Source organism: Baekduia sp. (assembly GCF_035318805.1).
In the GTDB taxonomy this organism is placed as follows: domain Bacteria; phylum Actinomycetota; class Thermoleophilia; order Solirubrobacterales; family Solirubrobacteraceae; genus Baekduia.
In genome coordinates this window covers 25,761-41,575 of the sequence record NZ_DATHDY010000023.1, presented here as the reverse complement: position 1 = coordinate 41,575, position 15,815 = coordinate 25,761, and the positions used below count along the sequence as shown (strand labels likewise).

15 protein-coding genes are annotated in these 15,815 nt (G+C 72.6%); 9 read left to right on the top strand and 6 right to left on the bottom strand.

Features of this window, described 5'->3' with window-relative positions; all coding sequences use genetic code 11:
* Position 1 precedes the first annotated feature (1 nt).
* A complete protein-coding gene (hppD, locus tag VK501_RS05780) occupies positions 2-1,129 on the bottom strand; it encodes a 4-hydroxyphenylpyruvate dioxygenase (RefSeq protein ID WP_324335550.1) in 1,128 nt (375 codons plus the stop codon).
* Positions 1,130-1,201: 72 nt separating this feature from the next.
* On the opposite strand from hppD, the gene VK501_RS05775 reads away from it, so the two are divergent.
* Positions 1,202-1,639 carry an Lrp/AsnC family transcriptional regulator gene (locus VK501_RS05775; RefSeq protein WP_324335547.1) on the top strand — a complete coding sequence of 146 codons (438 nt, stop codon included), beginning with the start codon at positions 1,202-1,204 and terminating at the stop codon, positions 1,637-1,639.
* A gap of 150 nt (positions 1,640-1,789) precedes the next feature.
* On the opposite strand, the gene VK501_RS05770 is transcribed toward VK501_RS05775, so the two are convergent.
* The 3 genes from VK501_RS05770 to VK501_RS05760 all read right to left on the bottom strand — a co-directional run bounded on the left by VK501_RS05770 (position 1,790) and on the right by VK501_RS05760 (position 4,635).
* The gene (locus tag VK501_RS05770; protein WP_324335545.1) at positions 1,790-3,214 is read right to left on the bottom strand and encodes a DHA2 family efflux MFS transporter permease subunit; all 1,425 of its coding nucleotides are present in this window, start codon (positions 3,212-3,214) and stop codon (positions 1,790-1,792) included.
* A gap of 28 nt (positions 3,215-3,242) precedes the next feature.
* Positions 3,243-4,211, bottom strand: a complete 969-nt coding sequence (locus VK501_RS05765; protein WP_324335543.1) for an EamA family transporter — start codon at positions 4,209-4,211, stop codon at positions 3,243-3,245.
* Positions 4,212-4,281: 70 nt separating this feature from the next.
* Entirely contained in the window at positions 4,282-4,635 is a 354-nt protein-coding gene (locus VK501_RS05760; protein ID WP_324335541.1) for a hypothetical protein, read from the bottom strand.
* A 71-nt stretch (positions 4,636-4,706) separates the two neighbouring features.
* On the opposite strand from VK501_RS05760, the gene VK501_RS05755 reads away from it, so the two are divergent.
* Together VK501_RS05755 and VK501_RS05750 are read left to right on the top strand one after the other, a co-directional pair.
* Positions 4,707-5,642, top strand: a complete 936-nt coding sequence (locus VK501_RS05755; protein WP_324335539.1) for a LysR family transcriptional regulator — start codon at positions 4,707-4,709, stop codon at positions 5,640-5,642.
* A 5-nt stretch (positions 5,643-5,647) separates the two neighbouring features.
* A complete protein-coding gene (locus tag VK501_RS05750) occupies positions 5,648-6,187 on the top strand; it encodes a DUF488 domain-containing protein (protein ID WP_324335537.1) in 540 nt (179 codons plus the stop codon).
* A gap of 92 nt (positions 6,188-6,279) precedes the next feature.
* Here the strand turns inward: VK501_RS05750 and VK501_RS05745 are convergent, their stop codons facing one another.
* Positions 6,280-7,131 (bottom strand): fumarylacetoacetate hydrolase family protein, encoded by an 852-nt coding sequence (locus tag VK501_RS05745; RefSeq protein WP_324335535.1) that lies wholly within the window; start codon positions 7,129-7,131, stop codon positions 6,280-6,282.
* A gap of 31 nt (positions 7,132-7,162) precedes the next feature.
* Here VK501_RS05745 and VK501_RS05740 point away from each other — a divergent pair, with 31 nt between their 5' ends.
* The 6 genes from VK501_RS05740 (at position 7,163) to VK501_RS05715 (ending at position 14,250) form a co-directional block, all read left to right on the top strand.
* The gene (locus VK501_RS05740; RefSeq protein ID WP_324335533.1) at positions 7,163-7,564 is read left to right on the top strand and encodes a nuclear transport factor 2 family protein; all 402 of its coding nucleotides are present in this window, start codon (positions 7,163-7,165) and stop codon (positions 7,562-7,564) included.
* A 284-nt stretch (positions 7,565-7,848) separates the two neighbouring features.
* The gene (locus VK501_RS05735) at positions 7,849-8,436 is read left to right on the top strand and encodes a hypothetical protein (RefSeq protein WP_324335531.1); all 588 of its coding nucleotides are present in this window, start codon (positions 7,849-7,851) and stop codon (positions 8,434-8,436) included.
* Positions 8,437-8,448: 12 nt separating this feature from the next.
* Entirely contained in the window at positions 8,449-10,581 is a 2,133-nt protein-coding gene (locus tag VK501_RS05730; protein ID WP_324335529.1) for a hypothetical protein, read from the top strand.
* Between the two features lie 288 nt (positions 10,582-10,869).
* Positions 10,870-12,813 (top strand): amidase, encoded by a 1,944-nt coding sequence (locus tag VK501_RS05725; RefSeq protein ID WP_324335528.1) that lies wholly within the window; start codon positions 10,870-10,872, stop codon positions 12,811-12,813.
* Between the two features lie 182 nt (positions 12,814-12,995).
* Entirely contained in the window at positions 12,996-13,493 is a 498-nt protein-coding gene (locus VK501_RS05720) for a DUF1269 domain-containing protein (RefSeq protein ID WP_324335526.1), read from the top strand.
* A 31-nt stretch (positions 13,494-13,524) separates the two neighbouring features.
* The gene (locus tag VK501_RS05715; RefSeq protein ID WP_324335524.1) at positions 13,525-14,250 is read left to right on the top strand and encodes an ion channel; all 726 of its coding nucleotides are present in this window, start codon (positions 13,525-13,527) and stop codon (positions 14,248-14,250) included.
* A gap of 9 nt (positions 14,251-14,259) precedes the next feature.
* Here VK501_RS05715 and VK501_RS05710 read toward each other — a convergent pair whose 3' ends face one another.
* The gene (locus VK501_RS05710; protein WP_324335522.1) at positions 14,260-15,663 is read right to left on the bottom strand and encodes a hypothetical protein; all 1,404 of its coding nucleotides are present in this window, start codon (positions 15,661-15,663) and stop codon (positions 14,260-14,262) included.
* Between the last annotated feature and the right edge of the window lie 152 nt (positions 15,664-15,815).

Below are 15,815 nucleotides of genomic sequence, written 5' to 3'. Positions count from 1 at the left end.
CCTAGAGGTTGCCGCGACGGTCCTGCTCGCGCTCGAGCGCCTCGAACAGGGCCTTGAAGTTGCCGTCGCCGAAGCCGCGGGCGCCATGGCGCTCGATGACCTCGAAGAAGACCGTCGGCCGGTCGCCGACCGGCTTGGTGAAGATCTGCAGCAGGTAGCCGTCGTCGTCGCGGTCGACGAGGATGCCCTGGGCGCGCAGGTCGGCCAGGATGTCCTGGACCTCGGGCACGCGCGCGGGGACCTCGTCGTAGTAGGCGTCCGGGATGTCGAGGAACTCGACGCCGCGGCGGCGCAGCTCGGCCACGGTGGCGACGATGTCGCGGGTGGCCACCGCGAGGTGCTGGGCACCGGGGCCCTCGTAGAACTCGAGGTACTCGTCGATCTGCGACTTGCGCTTGGCCTCGGCGGGCTCGTTGATCGGGAACTTCACGACGCCGTTGCCGCTGGTGACGACCTTCGACATCAGGGCCGAGTACTCCGTCGAGATCGCCTCGTCGGTGAAGTGGAGCATCTCCTTCATGTCGAAGACGTCCTCGTAGTACTTCACCCACGGATCCATGTGCTCGACGTTGCCGACGATGTGGTCGAGCGCGAGGAGCATCCCCGTGTCCTCGCTGCCGTCCGACATCGCCGTGTAGCCCGGCAGGAACGCGCCGGCGTACTCGCCGCGCTCGACGAAGGTGTGGACCGTCTCGCCGTAGGTCTTGATCGTCGCGAGGCGCACGGTGCCGTGCTCGTCGGAGATCGCGTGGGGCTCGACGACGCCCTCGGCGCCGCGCAACGTGGCCTCGCGCCAGGCGTCGTCGACCGACGGGACGCTCAGGGCGATGACCTTCACGCCGTCGCCGTGCTTGTGCTGGTGCTCGGCGATCGGGGAGTCGCTGCCCAGCGCGCCGGTCAGCACGAGGCGGATGCGGCCCTGGCGCAGGACGTAGGACGCGCGGTCGCGCGCGCCCGTCTCCAGGCCGGAGTAGGCGACGAGCTGGAACCCGAACGCGCGCGTGTAGAAGAAGGCGGCCTGCTTGGCGTTGCCCACGAAGAGCTCGACGTGGTCGATGCCGTTGAGCGGCATGTAGTCCTCGGTCGCCTGCGGGGTCGCGGCGGCCTGGACGGCGGTCTGGGGAGGCATGGTGGAATGATCCGCTTGTTTGGACGTCGCAGCAATCGCGATTCGTTGCGTCCACGGCGGTATGGTGGCTGAATGGACGACATCGACCGCAAGATCGTTGCGCTGTTGCGTCAGAACGCGCGCCGGTCGTTCCAGGACATCGGATCGCAGGTGTCGCTGAGCGCGCCGGCGGTCAAGCGCCGCGTCGACCGCCTGGAGGCCGGCGGGGTCATCAAGTCCTACGCCGCGGTGATCGACCCGGCGGCGATGGGCTGGCACACCCACGCGGTCGTGGCGCTCTACTGCGAGGGGCGCATGTCCGGCGGCGAGGTCCGCAGCGCGATCGAGCCGCACCCCGAGGTCGAGGCCGCCTATACGGTCGCCGGCGAGGCGAGCGCGATCATCCACCTGCGCGCCGCCGACACCCAGCACCTCGAGGAGGCGCTCGAACGGCTCCGCGACACGCCCGGCGTCCGGCGCACCCACACGCAGGTGGTCCTGTCGACGCTGTTCGAGCGGCCGGTCGCGTAGGAGCCGGTGGCGCCGGGGCGGCGCGGGCGTCGGTGGCGCGCAGCTCCGACGCTGGTCGTGGGGCAGGGTGGTCGGTCGGCGATGACGACCGGATGTCACGGGCACGCGCGCGCCGCGGGCCTGCCGCCACCGGCGCGGGTGTGGCCCTGCCTACGCCGCGACCTCCGGCGCCACGCCGATCGCCGCGGCCTCGAGCTCCTCTTCGAGCGTCGGCTGCACCGCGGGGCGTGCCAGGGGCCCGACCGCGACGAAGGCGAGGGTCGCCCCGACCGCCGCGGCGACCATCAACCACCAGGCGTCCTGGAAGGCGTCGACCGCGTGCGCGGGCGAGGGCGTGCCGACGACCGCGACGAGCAGCGCCACGCCGAGCGCCGAGCCGAGCTGGCGCGACATCGTCAGCACGGCGCTCCCGGTCGCCAGGCGCGTCGGCGGCAGCTGCGCGGTCGCGGCGCCCGCCAGCGCCGGGTTGACGAAGCCGACGCCGGCGCCGCCGACGACCATGCCCGGCAGGTAGTCGGCGACGAAGTGCGGCTCGGCGCCCAGGCGGGTGGCGAACAGCACACCGCCGGCGGCGAACAGCGCCGTGCCGATCGCGCCGACGGCGCGCGGTCCGATCCTGCCGCTCAGGATCCCGCCGAGCACGGCGAACAGGGCGGCCGTCGCGGGCCCGGGCGCGATCATCAGGCCGGCGGTCAGCGCGGTCTCGCCCCACACCTCGGTGAGGAACAGGACGCTGCCGAGCAGCATCGCCGAGAAGCCCACGAAGAACAGCACCCCGGCCGCGTTGGCCGCGGCGAACGCGCGGACCCGGAGCAGCTCGGGCTCGACCACCGGCACGTCCACGCGCCCCGACCGGACCGCGAACGCCAGCGACAGCCCGACCGCCACGGCGAGCAGTCCGAGCACGCGGCCGCTCGTCCAGCCCCAGTCGGGCCCCTGGACGATCGCGCCGATCAGCGTGCCGACCGCGCCCGTCAGCACCACGGAGCCCAGGGCGTCCGGGCGCGGCGCGCCGGTCTCGCGGATCTCGGACAGCACCCGCGTGCCCGCGACGATCGCGAGCACGCCGACCGGCAGGTTGACCACGAACACCCAGCGCCACGAGAGCTCGACCAGCAGCCCGCCGATGACCGGTCCGGCCGCCGCCGCGGTCCCGCCGACCGCCGCCCAGAGCCCGAGCGCCAGGCCGCGCTTCTCGGCCGGGAACTCGGGCAGCAGCAGGCCCAGCGACGCCGGCATCAGCAGCGCGGCGCCCGCCGCCTGCACCACGCGGGCGCCGACGAGCACGCCGACCGAGGGCGCCGCGGCGCAGGCCGCCGACGCGAGCGTGAAGACCGCCAGCCCGCCGAGGAACGCGCGCTTGCGCCCGGCGCGGTCGGCCCACCGGCCGGCCGGCACGAGCAGCGCGGCGAACACGATGGCGTAGGCGTTGAGCACCCACGAGAGGCTGGCCAGCGACGTGCCGGCGAAGTCACGCTCCAGGTCCGGGAACGCGATGTTGACGATGAACAGGTCGAGGCTGGCGACGAAGACCCCGACCGACACGATGGCGGCGACGCGCCCGCGGCGGCTCATGATGCGAATGGCTCCAGTGCGGCGTGGATCAGTTGCGTGACGAGACCGCGACCACCGTAGCGGCCTCGGTCTTTTCATGCAACTGACTCGGACCGCGGAGGTCCGCCGGGTCGCCCGGGGGCGCGCGGCGCGCCTCGCGCCGGACGATCACCGCCACCGACGCGACGACGAGCACCATGCCCGCGACCGTCGCCGCCGCGATGCGCTCGTCGAGGAAGATCGCGCCGAGCGCGACCGCGATCGCCGGGTTGACGTACGCGTAGGTCGACACCTGGGAGATCGGCGCGTGCCGCAGCAGCCAGGCGTAGCAGGAGAACGCGACGATCGACCCGATCAGCACCAGGTAGGCGAACGCGGCGATCGACCTGCCGGAGAACGCGCCGACGTCCACGTCGCCGCCCTCGCCCAGCAGCAGCCCGCCGAGGCAGGCGACGAGCCCTCCCGACAGCAGCTGCCAGCCGGTGGAGACGATCGGGTCGGAGGGCATCTCCACGCGCTGGGCGATGACCGACCCCAGGCCCCAGAACGCCCCGGCGAGCACGATCAGCAGCGCCATGCCGAGCGGCACGCTGTCCGGGCGGCCGCCGGGGAGCAGCAGGATCGCGACGCCGACGAAGCCCAGCGCGACGCCCGCCAGCGTCATCGCCGCCACCCGGTCGCCGCCCACCGTGCGGTAGAGCACGATCCACAGCGGTACGGTCGCGACCAGGAGCGCCGCGAGGCCCGACGGCACGTCCTGCTCGGCGACGGTCACGAGGCCGTTGCCGCCGGCGGCCAGCAGCGTGCCGACCCCGACGCACCCGAGCAGCTGGCGCCCGGGGAGCCGGATCGCGCGCCATCCGCGGCCGCGCACGGCCAGCACGGCAAGCATCGCGCCGCCCGCCAGGACGAAGCGCACGCCCGCGCCGAGCGCCGGCGGCACCGTCTCGACCATCAGGCGGATCGCGAGGTAGGTCGATCCCCAGATGACGTAGATCGCGCCGAGCGCCGACCACACCCGCCACACCTGAGGAGGGGGATGGATCGCGGCGGAAGGGCCGGCGCTTCGGCGCATCTGACCCCGGGGACTACCCGCGCGCGAGCGCGGGGCGCCTCCGGGGGTTCGCTGCCACACGCCGGAGGAGCTCCCGGCGCCGGCCGGAGCGCGCCGCCGTGGGGGCGGCGTGCAGCCGGAGGAGGGCGACCAGGTCGGCGGTGGGGGCGAAGGGGTCGGCGACGGTGCGGCCGTCGCGTCGCGCGAGGGCGGCCAGCGGGCGGCCGTCGCGCGCGGCGAGCAGGATCGGGCCGCTCAGCGGGCGGCGGCTGTCGAGCGCGGCGAGGCGCTGCAGCGCGGCGGCGTCGTCGGGGTACGCGGGGCGGATGACGACGGCGTCGGAGGAGGAAGGCAGTGCGGGGGAGGGGGAGCGGGTGCTACCGGGCATGACCAGCATGATGGTCTTCCGGGGCCATCAGCTCAAATGACATTTGGTGACCGACGGAGTAAGTTCCGCTTATGCTTGACGTCCGCCGTCTCCGGGTCCTGCGGGAGGTCGCCGCGCACGGTTCGTTCTCCGCCGCCGCCGAGGCGCTGTCCTACACGCAGTCGGCGGTCTCCCAGCAGATCGCGGCCCTGGAGCGCGAGGCCGGGTCGCGCCTGGTCGAGCGCAGCGCTCGCGGCGTGCGGCTCACGGACGCCGGCCGCGCCCTGGTCGGCCACACCGACGCGATCCTCGCCCGGCTCGCCGACGCCGAGGACGAGCTGCAGGCGATCGCCGGCCTGCGCGGCGGCCGCCTGCGCCTGGCCGCCTTCCCCAGCGCGTGCTCGACGCTCATGCCGCTCGCCGTCGCGCTCTTCCGCGAGCGCCACCCGGGCGTGGACCTCTCGCTCCATCCCGCCGAGCCCGACGTCGGGCTGCGCCTGCTGCGCGCCGGCGAGGCCGACATCGCGCTGTCGATCGAGGCCACGTTCTCGTCGCGCACCGACGTCGACGTCGACGCGATCACGCTGCTCGACGACCCGATGTACATCATGCTGCACCGCGACCACCCGATGGCGGGTCGCGCCCGCCTGCGCCTGGTCGACCTCGCCGACGACTCGTGGATGATCGGCACGGCCGGCAACTGCCCCGACGCGAGCATCTTCCTGCGCGCCTGCCAGGCCGCCGGCTTCGAGCCGCGCATCGCGTTCAACCTCGACGACTACAACGCGATCCAGGGCTTCGTCGCGGCCGGGATGGGCGTGTCGTTCATCCCCGACCTGGCGCTGATCGCGGTCCGCGAGGACGTCGTCGTGCGGTCGCTCGGCGCGCGGCCGCCGGTGCGGCGGATCATCGCCACGACGCTGGCCGACTCGTTCCGCTCGCCCGCGAAGCAGGCCATGCTCGACGTGCTGACCGAGGTGTCGGCCGCGTTCGGCACGCGCCGCACCGAGCTCGCACTGGCATCCTGACGTCCGTGCCCGGCACGATCTTCACGGTGGGACACTCGTCGCACCCCCTCGAGGGGCTCGTCGAGCTGCTGCGCGCCCACGGGATCGTGCAGGTCGCCGACGTGCGCCGCTGGCCGCGCTCCCGCCGTCATCCGCATTACGACGACGACGCGCTGGCGGTCGAGCTGGCGCCGCGCGGCATCAGCTACGCGCACCTGCCCGAGCTCGGCGGCCACCGCGATCCGGTGGACGGATCGCGCAACGACGGCTGGGAGCTCGAGGCCTTGCGCGGCTACGCCGACCACGTGCTGTCGGCCGAGTTCGGCCGCGGGCTGCGGCGGTTGGAGGCGCTGGCGACCGCGCGCCGCACGGCGGTGATGTGCGCGGAGGCGTCGTGGGAGAAGTGCCACCGCCGATTGCTGTCCGACGCGCTGGCGATCGGAGGCTGGGAGGTCCTGCACGTCGGCCCCGACGCGAAGCTCATCACGCATGCCGTCACGGACTTCGCCGTCGTCGAGGACGGGCTGCCGCGCTATCCCGCGGCGCAGCTCGGGCTGAACTTCTAGGAGACTGTGTCGCTGTCGCGACCGGGGACCCACCTCCGGCGGCGACGGCTGGCCGTCGTGGGCCTCGGCCTCGCTAGCCGCCTACGGCACCCCTACACGATCGGCGCGCGGAGCGTGCCGAGCCCGTCCGCCGAGATCGTCACGTCGTCGCCGGGCGCCAGCCAGCGCACCGCGCCGTCGACGCCGCCGTCGGCGTTGAGCTCCAGCAGGCACCCGCGGTTCAGGGTGCCCGAGCCGAGCACGTCGCCCGGGCGCAGGCGCGTCTCCTTGGCGGCGTGCGCGACGAGCTGCGGCCAGCTCCAGTACATCTCGCCCGCGTCGGTGCGGATGAGCTCTTCGCCGTTGAGCGACGCCGTGGCGGTCAGCCGCAGGCGGCCGTCCCGCATCGGCAATTCGTCCGGCGTGACGAGCCAGGGGCCGATGGACGTGGCGAAGTCCTTGCCCTTGGCGGGGCCGAGGCCGACCTCCATCTCGGCGCGCTGGAGGTCGCGCGCGCTCCAGTCGTTGAGCAGCGTGAAGCCGGCGATCTCGCCGCCTTCGCCGATGACGGCCGCGATCTCCAGCTCGAGGTCCAGCCACTCGCAGCCGGCGGGCCGGCGCACGGGCGTTCCCGGCCCTTGGATCGACGCGGGGTTGGAGAAGTAGAACGTCGGTGCGGCGTACCAGGCCTGGGGAATCGCGTCGCGGCCGCGCAGGCGCGAGCCGGTCGCGACGTGCTCCTCGTAGGCGTAGAAGTCGCGCACGCTCGGCGGCTCGGGGATCGGCGCGAGCAGCAGCACGTCGCCCAGCGCGTGGTCGCGACCGGTCGGCGCGTGGCCGTCACCGCGCAGCCAGTCGAGCATCGTCGGCGCCGAGAGCTCCACGACGCGGACGTCGTCGTCCTCGCCGTCGAGCCGACCGGTGCGCAGCGTGCCGTGCGGATCGTGGAACGTGACCAGGCGCATGGCCGCGGACGGTACTGGCATAGTGCTCGCGGTGGCGTCGACCAACGTCGAGATCGTCCAGCGGATCTTCGCTGCGTTCGAGCACCGTGATGTCGAGGCGGTCGTGGAGCGCTGCGCGCCCGACGTCGTGTTCGAGCCGGTGACCGCGCGCGTCGCCGCGGGCGGCGAGCCCTACCGCGGGCACGACGGCATGCGCGCCTACATGGCCGACGTCGCGCGCGTGTGGCAGGAGCTGCGCCCCTCGCCCGACGAGTTCCGGGAGGGCGAGGGCGGCATCGTCGTGGCGACGGGCCGCGTCTACGCCTGGGGCGCCGGCCGCGTGATCGACTCGCCCGCCGGCTGGCTGTTCCGCCTGCATGACGGCCAGATCGTCTACGGCCGCATCTTCGAGACGACCTCGGGCGCGCTCGAACCGGCCGGCATGGCGCGCTAAGGCCGCCGTCCGGCGTCCGCAGTCCGACGAGGGGCTCGTCGCCGACGGGCTCGTCCCGCGGGCTCCGCGACCAGCTGCCGTCGCTGGGGGAGGACCGGACGCGCTGACCCGGCGCCGCGAACCACCGGGATACGGACCGACGCGGGAGGTTCGATCCATACGCAACGGGGTCGTCGTGGAAACGGCAAACGCGCAGACATGCAGGCCCCGGGCACCTTGACACGCCGTCGCCGCCCGGCAGAGCATGCGCTGCGGACCTCTCACGACCGGGGATGGAGATCACCGTGAGCGACGCACGGAAGCGATGGAGCAGGCGACGCGCGACGGAACTGCGCACGACCCTCCTGGCGGTGGCGGCCGTTGCCGCGGTGGCCGTCGCGGTCGCGGTCGCGGTCGCGTCGGCCGCGACCCCGGGCACGCCGGGGCCGGGCCAGCGGATCGACGTGAAGGTCCTCCTGCTGTCCGCCGACGGGACGGAGCCCGGCTTCGGCGCCTGGAAGGCAGAGCTCGCCCGCGAAGGCGTTCCGTACGACACGTTCGTCGCCTACCAGGGAGCGGCGCGGACCGCGACGCTCACCGATGACCGGCTGGCCGACTACGGCGCCGACCACGCGAAGTACAGCGCGGTGATCCTCTCGACCGGCGACCTCGGCCGTGCGGTCACCAACCCCGACGCGACGACCTCGTACCTCTCGGCCCTGACCGATCCGGAATGGGCCGCGCTCGCGAAGTTCGAGCGCACGTTCGGCATCCGGCAACTCAGCGACTACACCGCGCCAGGACCCGCTCACGGTCTGGCGACCGTAGGGGGCGCGGCGCAGGACGGCATCACCGGGACTCTCACCGACGCCGGCCGCGCCGCGTTCCCCTAGAACCAGTCCCACGTGCAGCTGCTGCGCCACGGGATGCTCAACTGGGTCACCCGCGGCGTGTTCCTCGGCTTCCAGCGCAACTACCTCGAGATCCAGGCGGACGACCTCTTCCTCCCCGACGACGCCTGGGATCCCGCGACGCACACCACCAACTACGGCCCGGGGACCGCCAGCCGCATGACGGCGGCCGACGTGCGTCAGGCGATGACGTGGTCCAAGGCGCACAACGTGCGCCTGGACTTCGCGTTCAACGGCGGAGGCAGCCAGCTGTGGCTCGACGAGGTCAACTCCGACGCGGATCCGGCCAACAACGCGACCGCCGACCCCCTGGTCACCGCGCTGCAGGACCCGACCGTGCGCAACGCGTTCGGGTTCATCAACCACACCTTCGACCACCCGAACATCGACTGCTCGACGGCGCCGTTCATCACCAAGGAGATCGCCGACAACGTCGCGTGGGGCACCGCGCACGCGCTGCCGCTCGATCGCGCCGAGGTGATCACGGGTGAGCACTCGGGCCTGGCCAACTCGCGCCCCGGCAACCCGGGGACCATCGACCCGCCGTCGCTCAACGACGCCGAGCCGGCCACCGTGACCGGCGGCGCCGTCCCGGCCGGCACCTACGACTACGCCATCACGGCACGCTCGGCCGCGGGGGAGACGATCGCCTCGACCGTCGCCGGCGTCGCGGTCGCCGCGCCGCAGAACGCGGTCACGGCCACGTTCAACGCGGTCTGCCACGCGGTCCGGTTCACGCTGTACCGCGCGCCCACGGGGACCACGACGTGGTCGGTGGTCGGGACGCTTGACCGGGCCGCCGACGCGGTCACCGACGACGGGACCGCGCCGCTGGTCCTGTCGATCACCGACGCGCAGGCCGCCGGCACGGCCGGGACGCCGCCGGCGGTCAACGGCGCCGCCATCGCGCCCTACCCGCAGAACCCGAACTACCTCGCCGGCCTGAACGCGGCGGGGATCGGCTTCGTCGCCACCGACGCGTCGAAGGCCTACCCGTCGGTGGCCACCAGCCTCGCCAGCGCGCCGCTGGCGGTCGGGGCGACGTTCCGCCAGGGCACGCCGGGCGCCGGCTTCCAGGCCGTCCCCCGTTACCCGAGCAACGTGTACTACAACGTCTCGCGCCAGGGCCAGCAGCTCGACGAGTACAACTGGATCTACGTCGCACCGGCCAACGGCGGCGGCTGCGTCGCGATTCCGCAGGTCACCACCTGCCGCACCGCCGCGGCGACGTGGGACCAGTACGTCACGAGCGAGAACAACGTGATGTTCCGCCACGTCATGGGCAACGACCCGCGGCCGCACTTCATCCACCAGAGCAACCTGGCCGACTACAACCCGGCGCTGCCCGAGACCGACCCCAACCAGGGCGGGATCGCCTACTCGGTGTTCGGCGCACTGCTGCAGCGCTACGACACCGCGATCGACCGCGCGAGCACGCCGCTGGTGCAGCTCACCAGCACCCAGATCGCCCAGACGCTGTCGCGGCAGGAGACGTGGGCGGCCAACCTCGCCGGCGGCAAGGTCACGGCCTGGCTGCAGGACGGCCGCCTGCACGTCCAGAACGCGGGTGCCACCGCGGTCGATGTGCCGATCACCGGGACGACCATCGGCGAGCGCTACGCCAACCAGCGCTCCGGGTGGACCGCGATCCCCGCCGGGACCGAGCGCGAGCTCGCGCCCGACGAGCCGGTCAACACGGCGGCGCCGGGCGTGTCGCCGGCGCCGTCCGCCTCTGGCGCCTCGGGCCGGCCCGGCGCCGCCGGCGGGACGTCCGCGCGGCTGAGGCTCACGAACGTGCGCATGAGCCCGCGGCAGTTCCGCGTGGCCCACCGGCGCCCGCGGCCGGGGACGCGGCTCGACGGGTCGCGGATCACCTGGCGGCTCAACCAGGCCGCCAAGGTCCGGCTGCGCGTCGAGCGGGTCACCGGCCAGGGCCGCAACCGGCGCTGGGTGACCGTCGGCACGCTCACGCGCTCCGCGCGCAAGGGCAACGGCGTGGTCCGGTTCACCGGTCGGTTCGGCAAGCGGATCCTCACCCCGCGGACCTACCGGCTCACGGTGAGCGCCACGGCGGGCGACCTGAAGGCCGGCCCCCGGCGCATCACGTTCCGGGTGATCCCCGCGTGACCGTGGACACGCTCCAAGGGTGACCTCCGTCCCAGCGGCGGGTGACCCGCAGGCGCCCCGGTCGCGGCGCAGATGACGCGCGCTCGAACGATGGTCGAGCACGCACCGACAGACGGTCCATAGGCACCGCGCCGCCGCGCCAATAGCGTCGCGCCGCCTTACCAAACCCGAAAATGAAGGTCGTGTCCCACCGTGAAGTACTCGTCTTCACGACTGCAAAAGCAGTCGTTGCCTGCTGCGCCGAGGAGAGCTGGATGGAGGAGAGCGGGCCTCCCCGGCCTGCTGGCCGTGGTGCTCACCCTGGGCGCCGCCCAGGCGGCAGCCGCCGACAACAAGGACTCCAAGGACCGGCAGGGTCGGAGCTCCTTCCAGATCGAAGAGGCGACGATCCCCGAGATCCAGGACGCGATCCTGCGCCACCGGGTGACGACGACCGAGATCGTCAACGACTACCTCGCGCGGATCAAGGCCTACAACGGCACCTGCGTGAGCCAGCCCGCCGGGATCCTGGGACCCGTCACGATGATCCCGAACGCCGGCAAGGTCAACGCGCTCATGACGCTGAACCTCCGGCCCAAGACGCGCGAGGCGATGGGTTTCGACGCGCGCAAGGCGCGGAGCATGACCGACGCCGTCGACGCCGACCCCAAGATGCCCGACGCCCTCGAGACCGCAGCCCGGCTCGATCAGCAGTTCGCCCGGACCGGCAAGCTGGCCGGACCCCTGCACGGCGTGGTGATGGCCATCAAGGACCAGTACGACACCGCCGACATGCGGACGACGTCCGGCGGCGACGTGCAGTGGGCCAACGACCGTCCGCCGGACGACGCCACCGTCGTGGCGCGGCTGCGCCAGGCCGGGGCGATCATCCTCGCCAAGGCCAACCTGGATGAGTACGCCGGCGGACCGGCGCGCAGCTCGTTCGGTGGCACGCAGTGCAACCCCTACGACACCGAGCGCGACCCGGGTGGCTCGAGCGGAGGGTCGGCGACCGCGGTGGCCGCGAACTTCGTGACGTGCGCCATCGGCGAGGAGACCGGCGCCTCGATCGTCAAGCCGTCGGTGTTCAACGACGTCGTCGGCGTCGCGCCGACGCGTGAGCTCGTCAGCGCCGACGGGATGATCCAGCGCGGGATCGCCACGCGCGTGGGGCCGATGTGCCGCACGGTCGGGGACGCCGCCCGCATCCTCGACGCCTATCAGGGCTTCGATCCCAAGGATGAGCTGACGGCGTTCGGCACCGGGCGGGTTCCGACCGCGCCGTACCAGACGTCGGTCAAGAAGCCGCGCCTGGACGGCTACCGGATCGGCGTCATCCGCGAGTACATGGACAAGAGCCTGTTCCCGGTCGTGGACGCCGAGAGCATCGACATCGCCGAGCGCGCGATCCAGAAGCTGCGCGACCTCGGGGCGACGATCGTCGACCCGGGCCCGCACGGAGCGCTGTTTCAGAGCTGCGTCGACAAGTACGTGCCGAAGTGGATGAACCAGCAGTTCGTCCGGCAGTTCGCCGCGCAGTTCCCGGTGGACGGCGCCGGCGCGCCGGCCACCGACCACGTCAACACGCTGCTGGACATGTACTTCAACCCGTCGTCGGTGCCCCACACCGCGACCGGGCAGCCCAGCATCCGGAACCTCGGCGGCAGCAGCACGGATGTGGGCGACGCGAAGTACAACTTCGACGCGTACATCCGGGAGCGTGGCGACGCCGCGATCCACGACCTCACGGAGCTGATCCAGAAGTCGACCTTCTGGAACGACCCGAACCCGATGATGGGCAACCGCAAGGCGAGCCTGACCAACGCCGACAAGGCGCAGACGCTGGCGAGCGCCAGCACGCTGCAGGCCCGCTTCACGTGGCAGACGGTCGTCTACGACTGCTTCGCGGAGATGGGGCTCGACGCGGTGGTCTCCCCGACCGGCAACGTCCCGCCGGGGATCCTGACCGCGCCCGAGGAGCCGTCGGTCAACGACCGCGGCCTGGTCTGGGACAGCATCAGCAGCAAGGGCTTCCCGGCCATGACGGTCCCGGCCGGGTTCACGACGCAGGTCTACGATCGCGCCCAGGACGGCTCGCTGCTGCCGCCCAAGGCCGCAAAGCTGCCGGCCGGCATCCAGCTGCTCTCGCTGCCCTTCAACGAGCAGAAGCTGTTCGCGATCGGCGCGGCGTATGAGGCGGTGACCGACAACCGGGTCCAGCCGCCCGGCTTCGGGCCGCTCCCACAGAAGTAGCACCGGGCGCACGCACCACACGGGCGACCGCGGCGCTGCCGCGGTCGCCCGGCGTTCGGGCGCAACCGCGGTCGCGCGGGCGGCTGCGCATCACCCCCTTCGGGTGATGCGCGGGCCGCGACGACACCCCAACGTGGATCGGGTACTCGTCCTCAGCTGACCCGACCGAGAGGAGCTCAGCGATGAGTGACAACCCCGTATTCGTCTACGGAGCCGTGTATGCGGATCGCGCGGACGCCGAAGCGGACTACGACATGCTGCTCGACCTGCACTCCGCCGACCTGGTCGGCAGCTACGACGTCGCGCTCATGTACAAGGACGACGAGGGCAAGGTCCACGTCACCAAGCACGAGAAGCCCACCCAGCACGGGGCGTGGACGGGCGCCGCGGTCGGCGCCCTCGTCGGGATCGTCTTTCCGCCGGCAGTCCTCGGCGCGGCGGTCGTCGGCGCCGCTGCGGGCGGCGGGATCGGGCATGCCCTGGGCGGCGTGTCGCGCAAGGACGCCAAGGAGCTCGGCGAGCGGCTCGACGAGGGCGAGGCCGCGCTGATCGTGATCGGGAGGTCGCGCGTCCGGGAGCAGCTCGACAAGGCGCTCACGCGGGCGCAGAAGAGCGAGGAGCGCGAGCTCGACGCCGACGGCAAGGAGCTCGCGAGAGAGCTCGACAGCGTGCCCGGCTAGTAGCGGGCCCCGCGCTCATGCGATCCGGGTGATGACGCGGGTCGCGCGCGCCGGTTTGATCCGCGGCACGCACGCGTCCACCCACACAGATGCGGAGGTCGACCTCCGGACCGCCGCGCTGCGTCCGGCGGGATACCGCTACGGCGCGGTGTTCCTGCTGACGGTCGCGCTGGTGGTCTTCATCATCGTCGCGCCGGCCGCCGACTGGTCTCGCGCCGTCGGGGTCGCCATAGAGGGCGCCGCGCTCGTGGTCGCGTTCGGCACCTCGCGCGCGCGGGAGGAGGTGCGGCGCGCGCGGGCGACGGCCGCCGGCGTCGCGGCCGCGCTGATCGTCGTCGGCGTCGCCACGGAGGTCCTGCCCGGCGCGGCCGACTTCGCACTCGCAGGGCTGCTGGCGGCGGCGATCCCGCTCAGCCTGGCCGGCGGGCTCGCGCGGCTCGTCGCGGGACAGGGAGTCACGCTCCAAGCCGTCGCCGGCGCGCTGGCGATCTACCTGCTGATCGGGCTCATGTTCGCCTGGAGCATCGGGTTCGTCGCACGCGTCGACAGCGCTCCGTACTTCTCCCAGGGGACCGACGGCACCGCGTCGGACTGGGTGTACTACAGCTTCGTCGTGCTGACGACGACCGGGTTCGGCGACCTCACCGCCGCGCGGCCGGTCGGACACGCCCTCGCCGTCATCGAGATGCTCGTCGGACAGCTCTATCTCGTCACCGTCATCGGCGTCCTCGTGGGCAACTTCGTGCGCCGGCGATGACGCCCGCCCCTACGGCTGGGAGTCCGCGTAGCGGCCGCCGGCGGCCTGGCTCCAGACCCGGCGGTTCATCATCTCGGAGACGTAGTCGATGTGTGCCTGCACGGGCCACGTGACCTGCTTCCAGCTGCCCATCACGTAGGTCATGTTGTACGGACCGTCGTCGGGGGAGGTGAGGTAGGTCGGGGCGGCGGACTTGAAGTAGTCGTCGAGCTGCGGCGGGAGCCTGCCGGCGCTGTCGGTGAGCAGCAGCGGCGAGTGGAAGCCCAGGTGCGACAGCGGCGCGGAAGCCACGGCCCCCTGCCAGTCGTTCTCGTTGACGAGCGTGAACCCGTGGCCCGGGCCGGTGATCTTCCAACCGACCTGGCCCGAGACGTCCCACATCTTCGAGAACGCGATCGACGTGTCCACCGGCGTCTCCTTCGGCGGCGCGTTGAAGTCGACGATGTCGTCGTTGGACACGCGCATCACGGTGCCGTACTGAGCGAGCTGCTTCGCGACGGGGCCGGAGATCTGCTGCGGGCCGCCGAACAGGTAGATGTGGGCCCGGCCGTGGCGGCGCTCGAGCGCGTCGATCGTCGCCTGCGGGACGGAGCTCGCGTTGACCCACAGCAGGCCCGAGGCCATGTGCGCGACCCAGTGCGTGGCGGGGAGCATGTACCGGTAGGACTGCATCGAGCCGACCATGACGTCCTGGGCGCCGTTGTCCATGTTGGGCACGCCGGTGTCGGGGTTCTCGATCCTGCCGTACAGCTTGTCCACCGTGTTGGCCAGCGCGGGCACGCTCGGCGCCGTGACCGTGGCGTACTTCAGGCCCATCGCCTTGAGCTGTCGCTCGACGCCGGGGTTGGCGGCCGCGCCGACCAGGAAGGCGTCCACGTCGTGGTAGCGCGAGATGCCGGTGTCGCCGAGGCGCTTGATCTCGTTGGCCGTCACCTTCGGGATCCCGTGCCTGGTGACGTAGAGGACCGGCGCGTCGTTCGGGAAGTGCAGCAGCGGCAGCGCGGTGATCGCGGTGAGCGGATCGTCGGGCGTCACCAGCGTGAGCCCCCACGGCCGGTCGGGAACGTTGTTGTTCTCGTTCGGCGCGTTCTCCGGCAGCGCCGAGGTCCACACGTGCTGGGTGACCGACACCGCCTCCTGGAACGGATCGGCCCCGTAGAGCCGCTGCGTGGACTTGGTGCCGAACGTGGGCACCATCGTCGGCTGGCCCGGCGGCGGCGGGACCGAGTAGTCCGGCTTCGCGCTGGGAGCGCCGAACGGGTCGGTCTGGGGGTTCGGCGTCGGGGGCGCGACCGTCGGAGCGGTCTCGAGCTTGACCTGGCCGATCGCGCTCGAGCCGCCGTTGTGGATGTGAGCGGCGGCGAGCAGGATCAGGGCGATCGCCACCGCGGCGACGAGGGTCGCGACGACCACGGGGCGGGGGCGACCCGCGATTCGCCTGGGTCCTACTCCTGCCAACGCCGTGCCCCTGTCATGAGTGCTCCTCCGTGCAATCCGCGGGCGGCCCGCAGCGAACGTAGATCCGGACGGCCGCGCGACCAACACGGTTCCGCGCGCGGGCGATA

Bases quoted from the DNA above. Each gene is read 5' to 3' on its own strand.
- hppD (WP_324335550.1), bottom strand. From the start codon at position 1,129: ATGCCTCCCCAGACCGCCGTCCAGGCCGCCGCGACCCCGCAGGCGACC.
- VK501_RS05775 (WP_324335547.1), top strand. From the start codon at position 1,202: ATGGACGACATCGACCGCAAGATCGTTGCGCTGTTGCGTCAGAACGCG.
- VK501_RS05770 (WP_324335545.1), bottom strand. From the start codon at position 3,214: ATGAGCCGCCGCGGGCGCGTCGCCGCCATCGTGTCGGTCGGGGTCTTC.
- VK501_RS05760 (WP_324335541.1), bottom strand. From the start codon at position 4,635: ATGCCCGGTAGCACCCGCTCCCCCTCCCCCGCACTGCCTTCCTCCTCC.
- VK501_RS05755 (WP_324335539.1), top strand. From the start codon at position 4,707: ATGCTTGACGTCCGCCGTCTCCGGGTCCTGCGGGAGGTCGCCGCGCAC.
- VK501_RS05745 (WP_324335535.1), bottom strand. From the start codon at position 7,131: ATGCGCCTGGTCACGTTCCACGATCCGCACGGCACGCTGCGCACCGGT.
- VK501_RS05720 (WP_324335526.1), top strand. From the start codon at position 12,996: ATGAGTGACAACCCCGTATTCGTCTACGGAGCCGTGTATGCGGATCGC.
- VK501_RS05715 (WP_324335524.1), top strand. From the start codon at position 13,525: ATGACGCGGGTCGCGCGCGCCGGTTTGATCCGCGGCACGCACGCGTCC.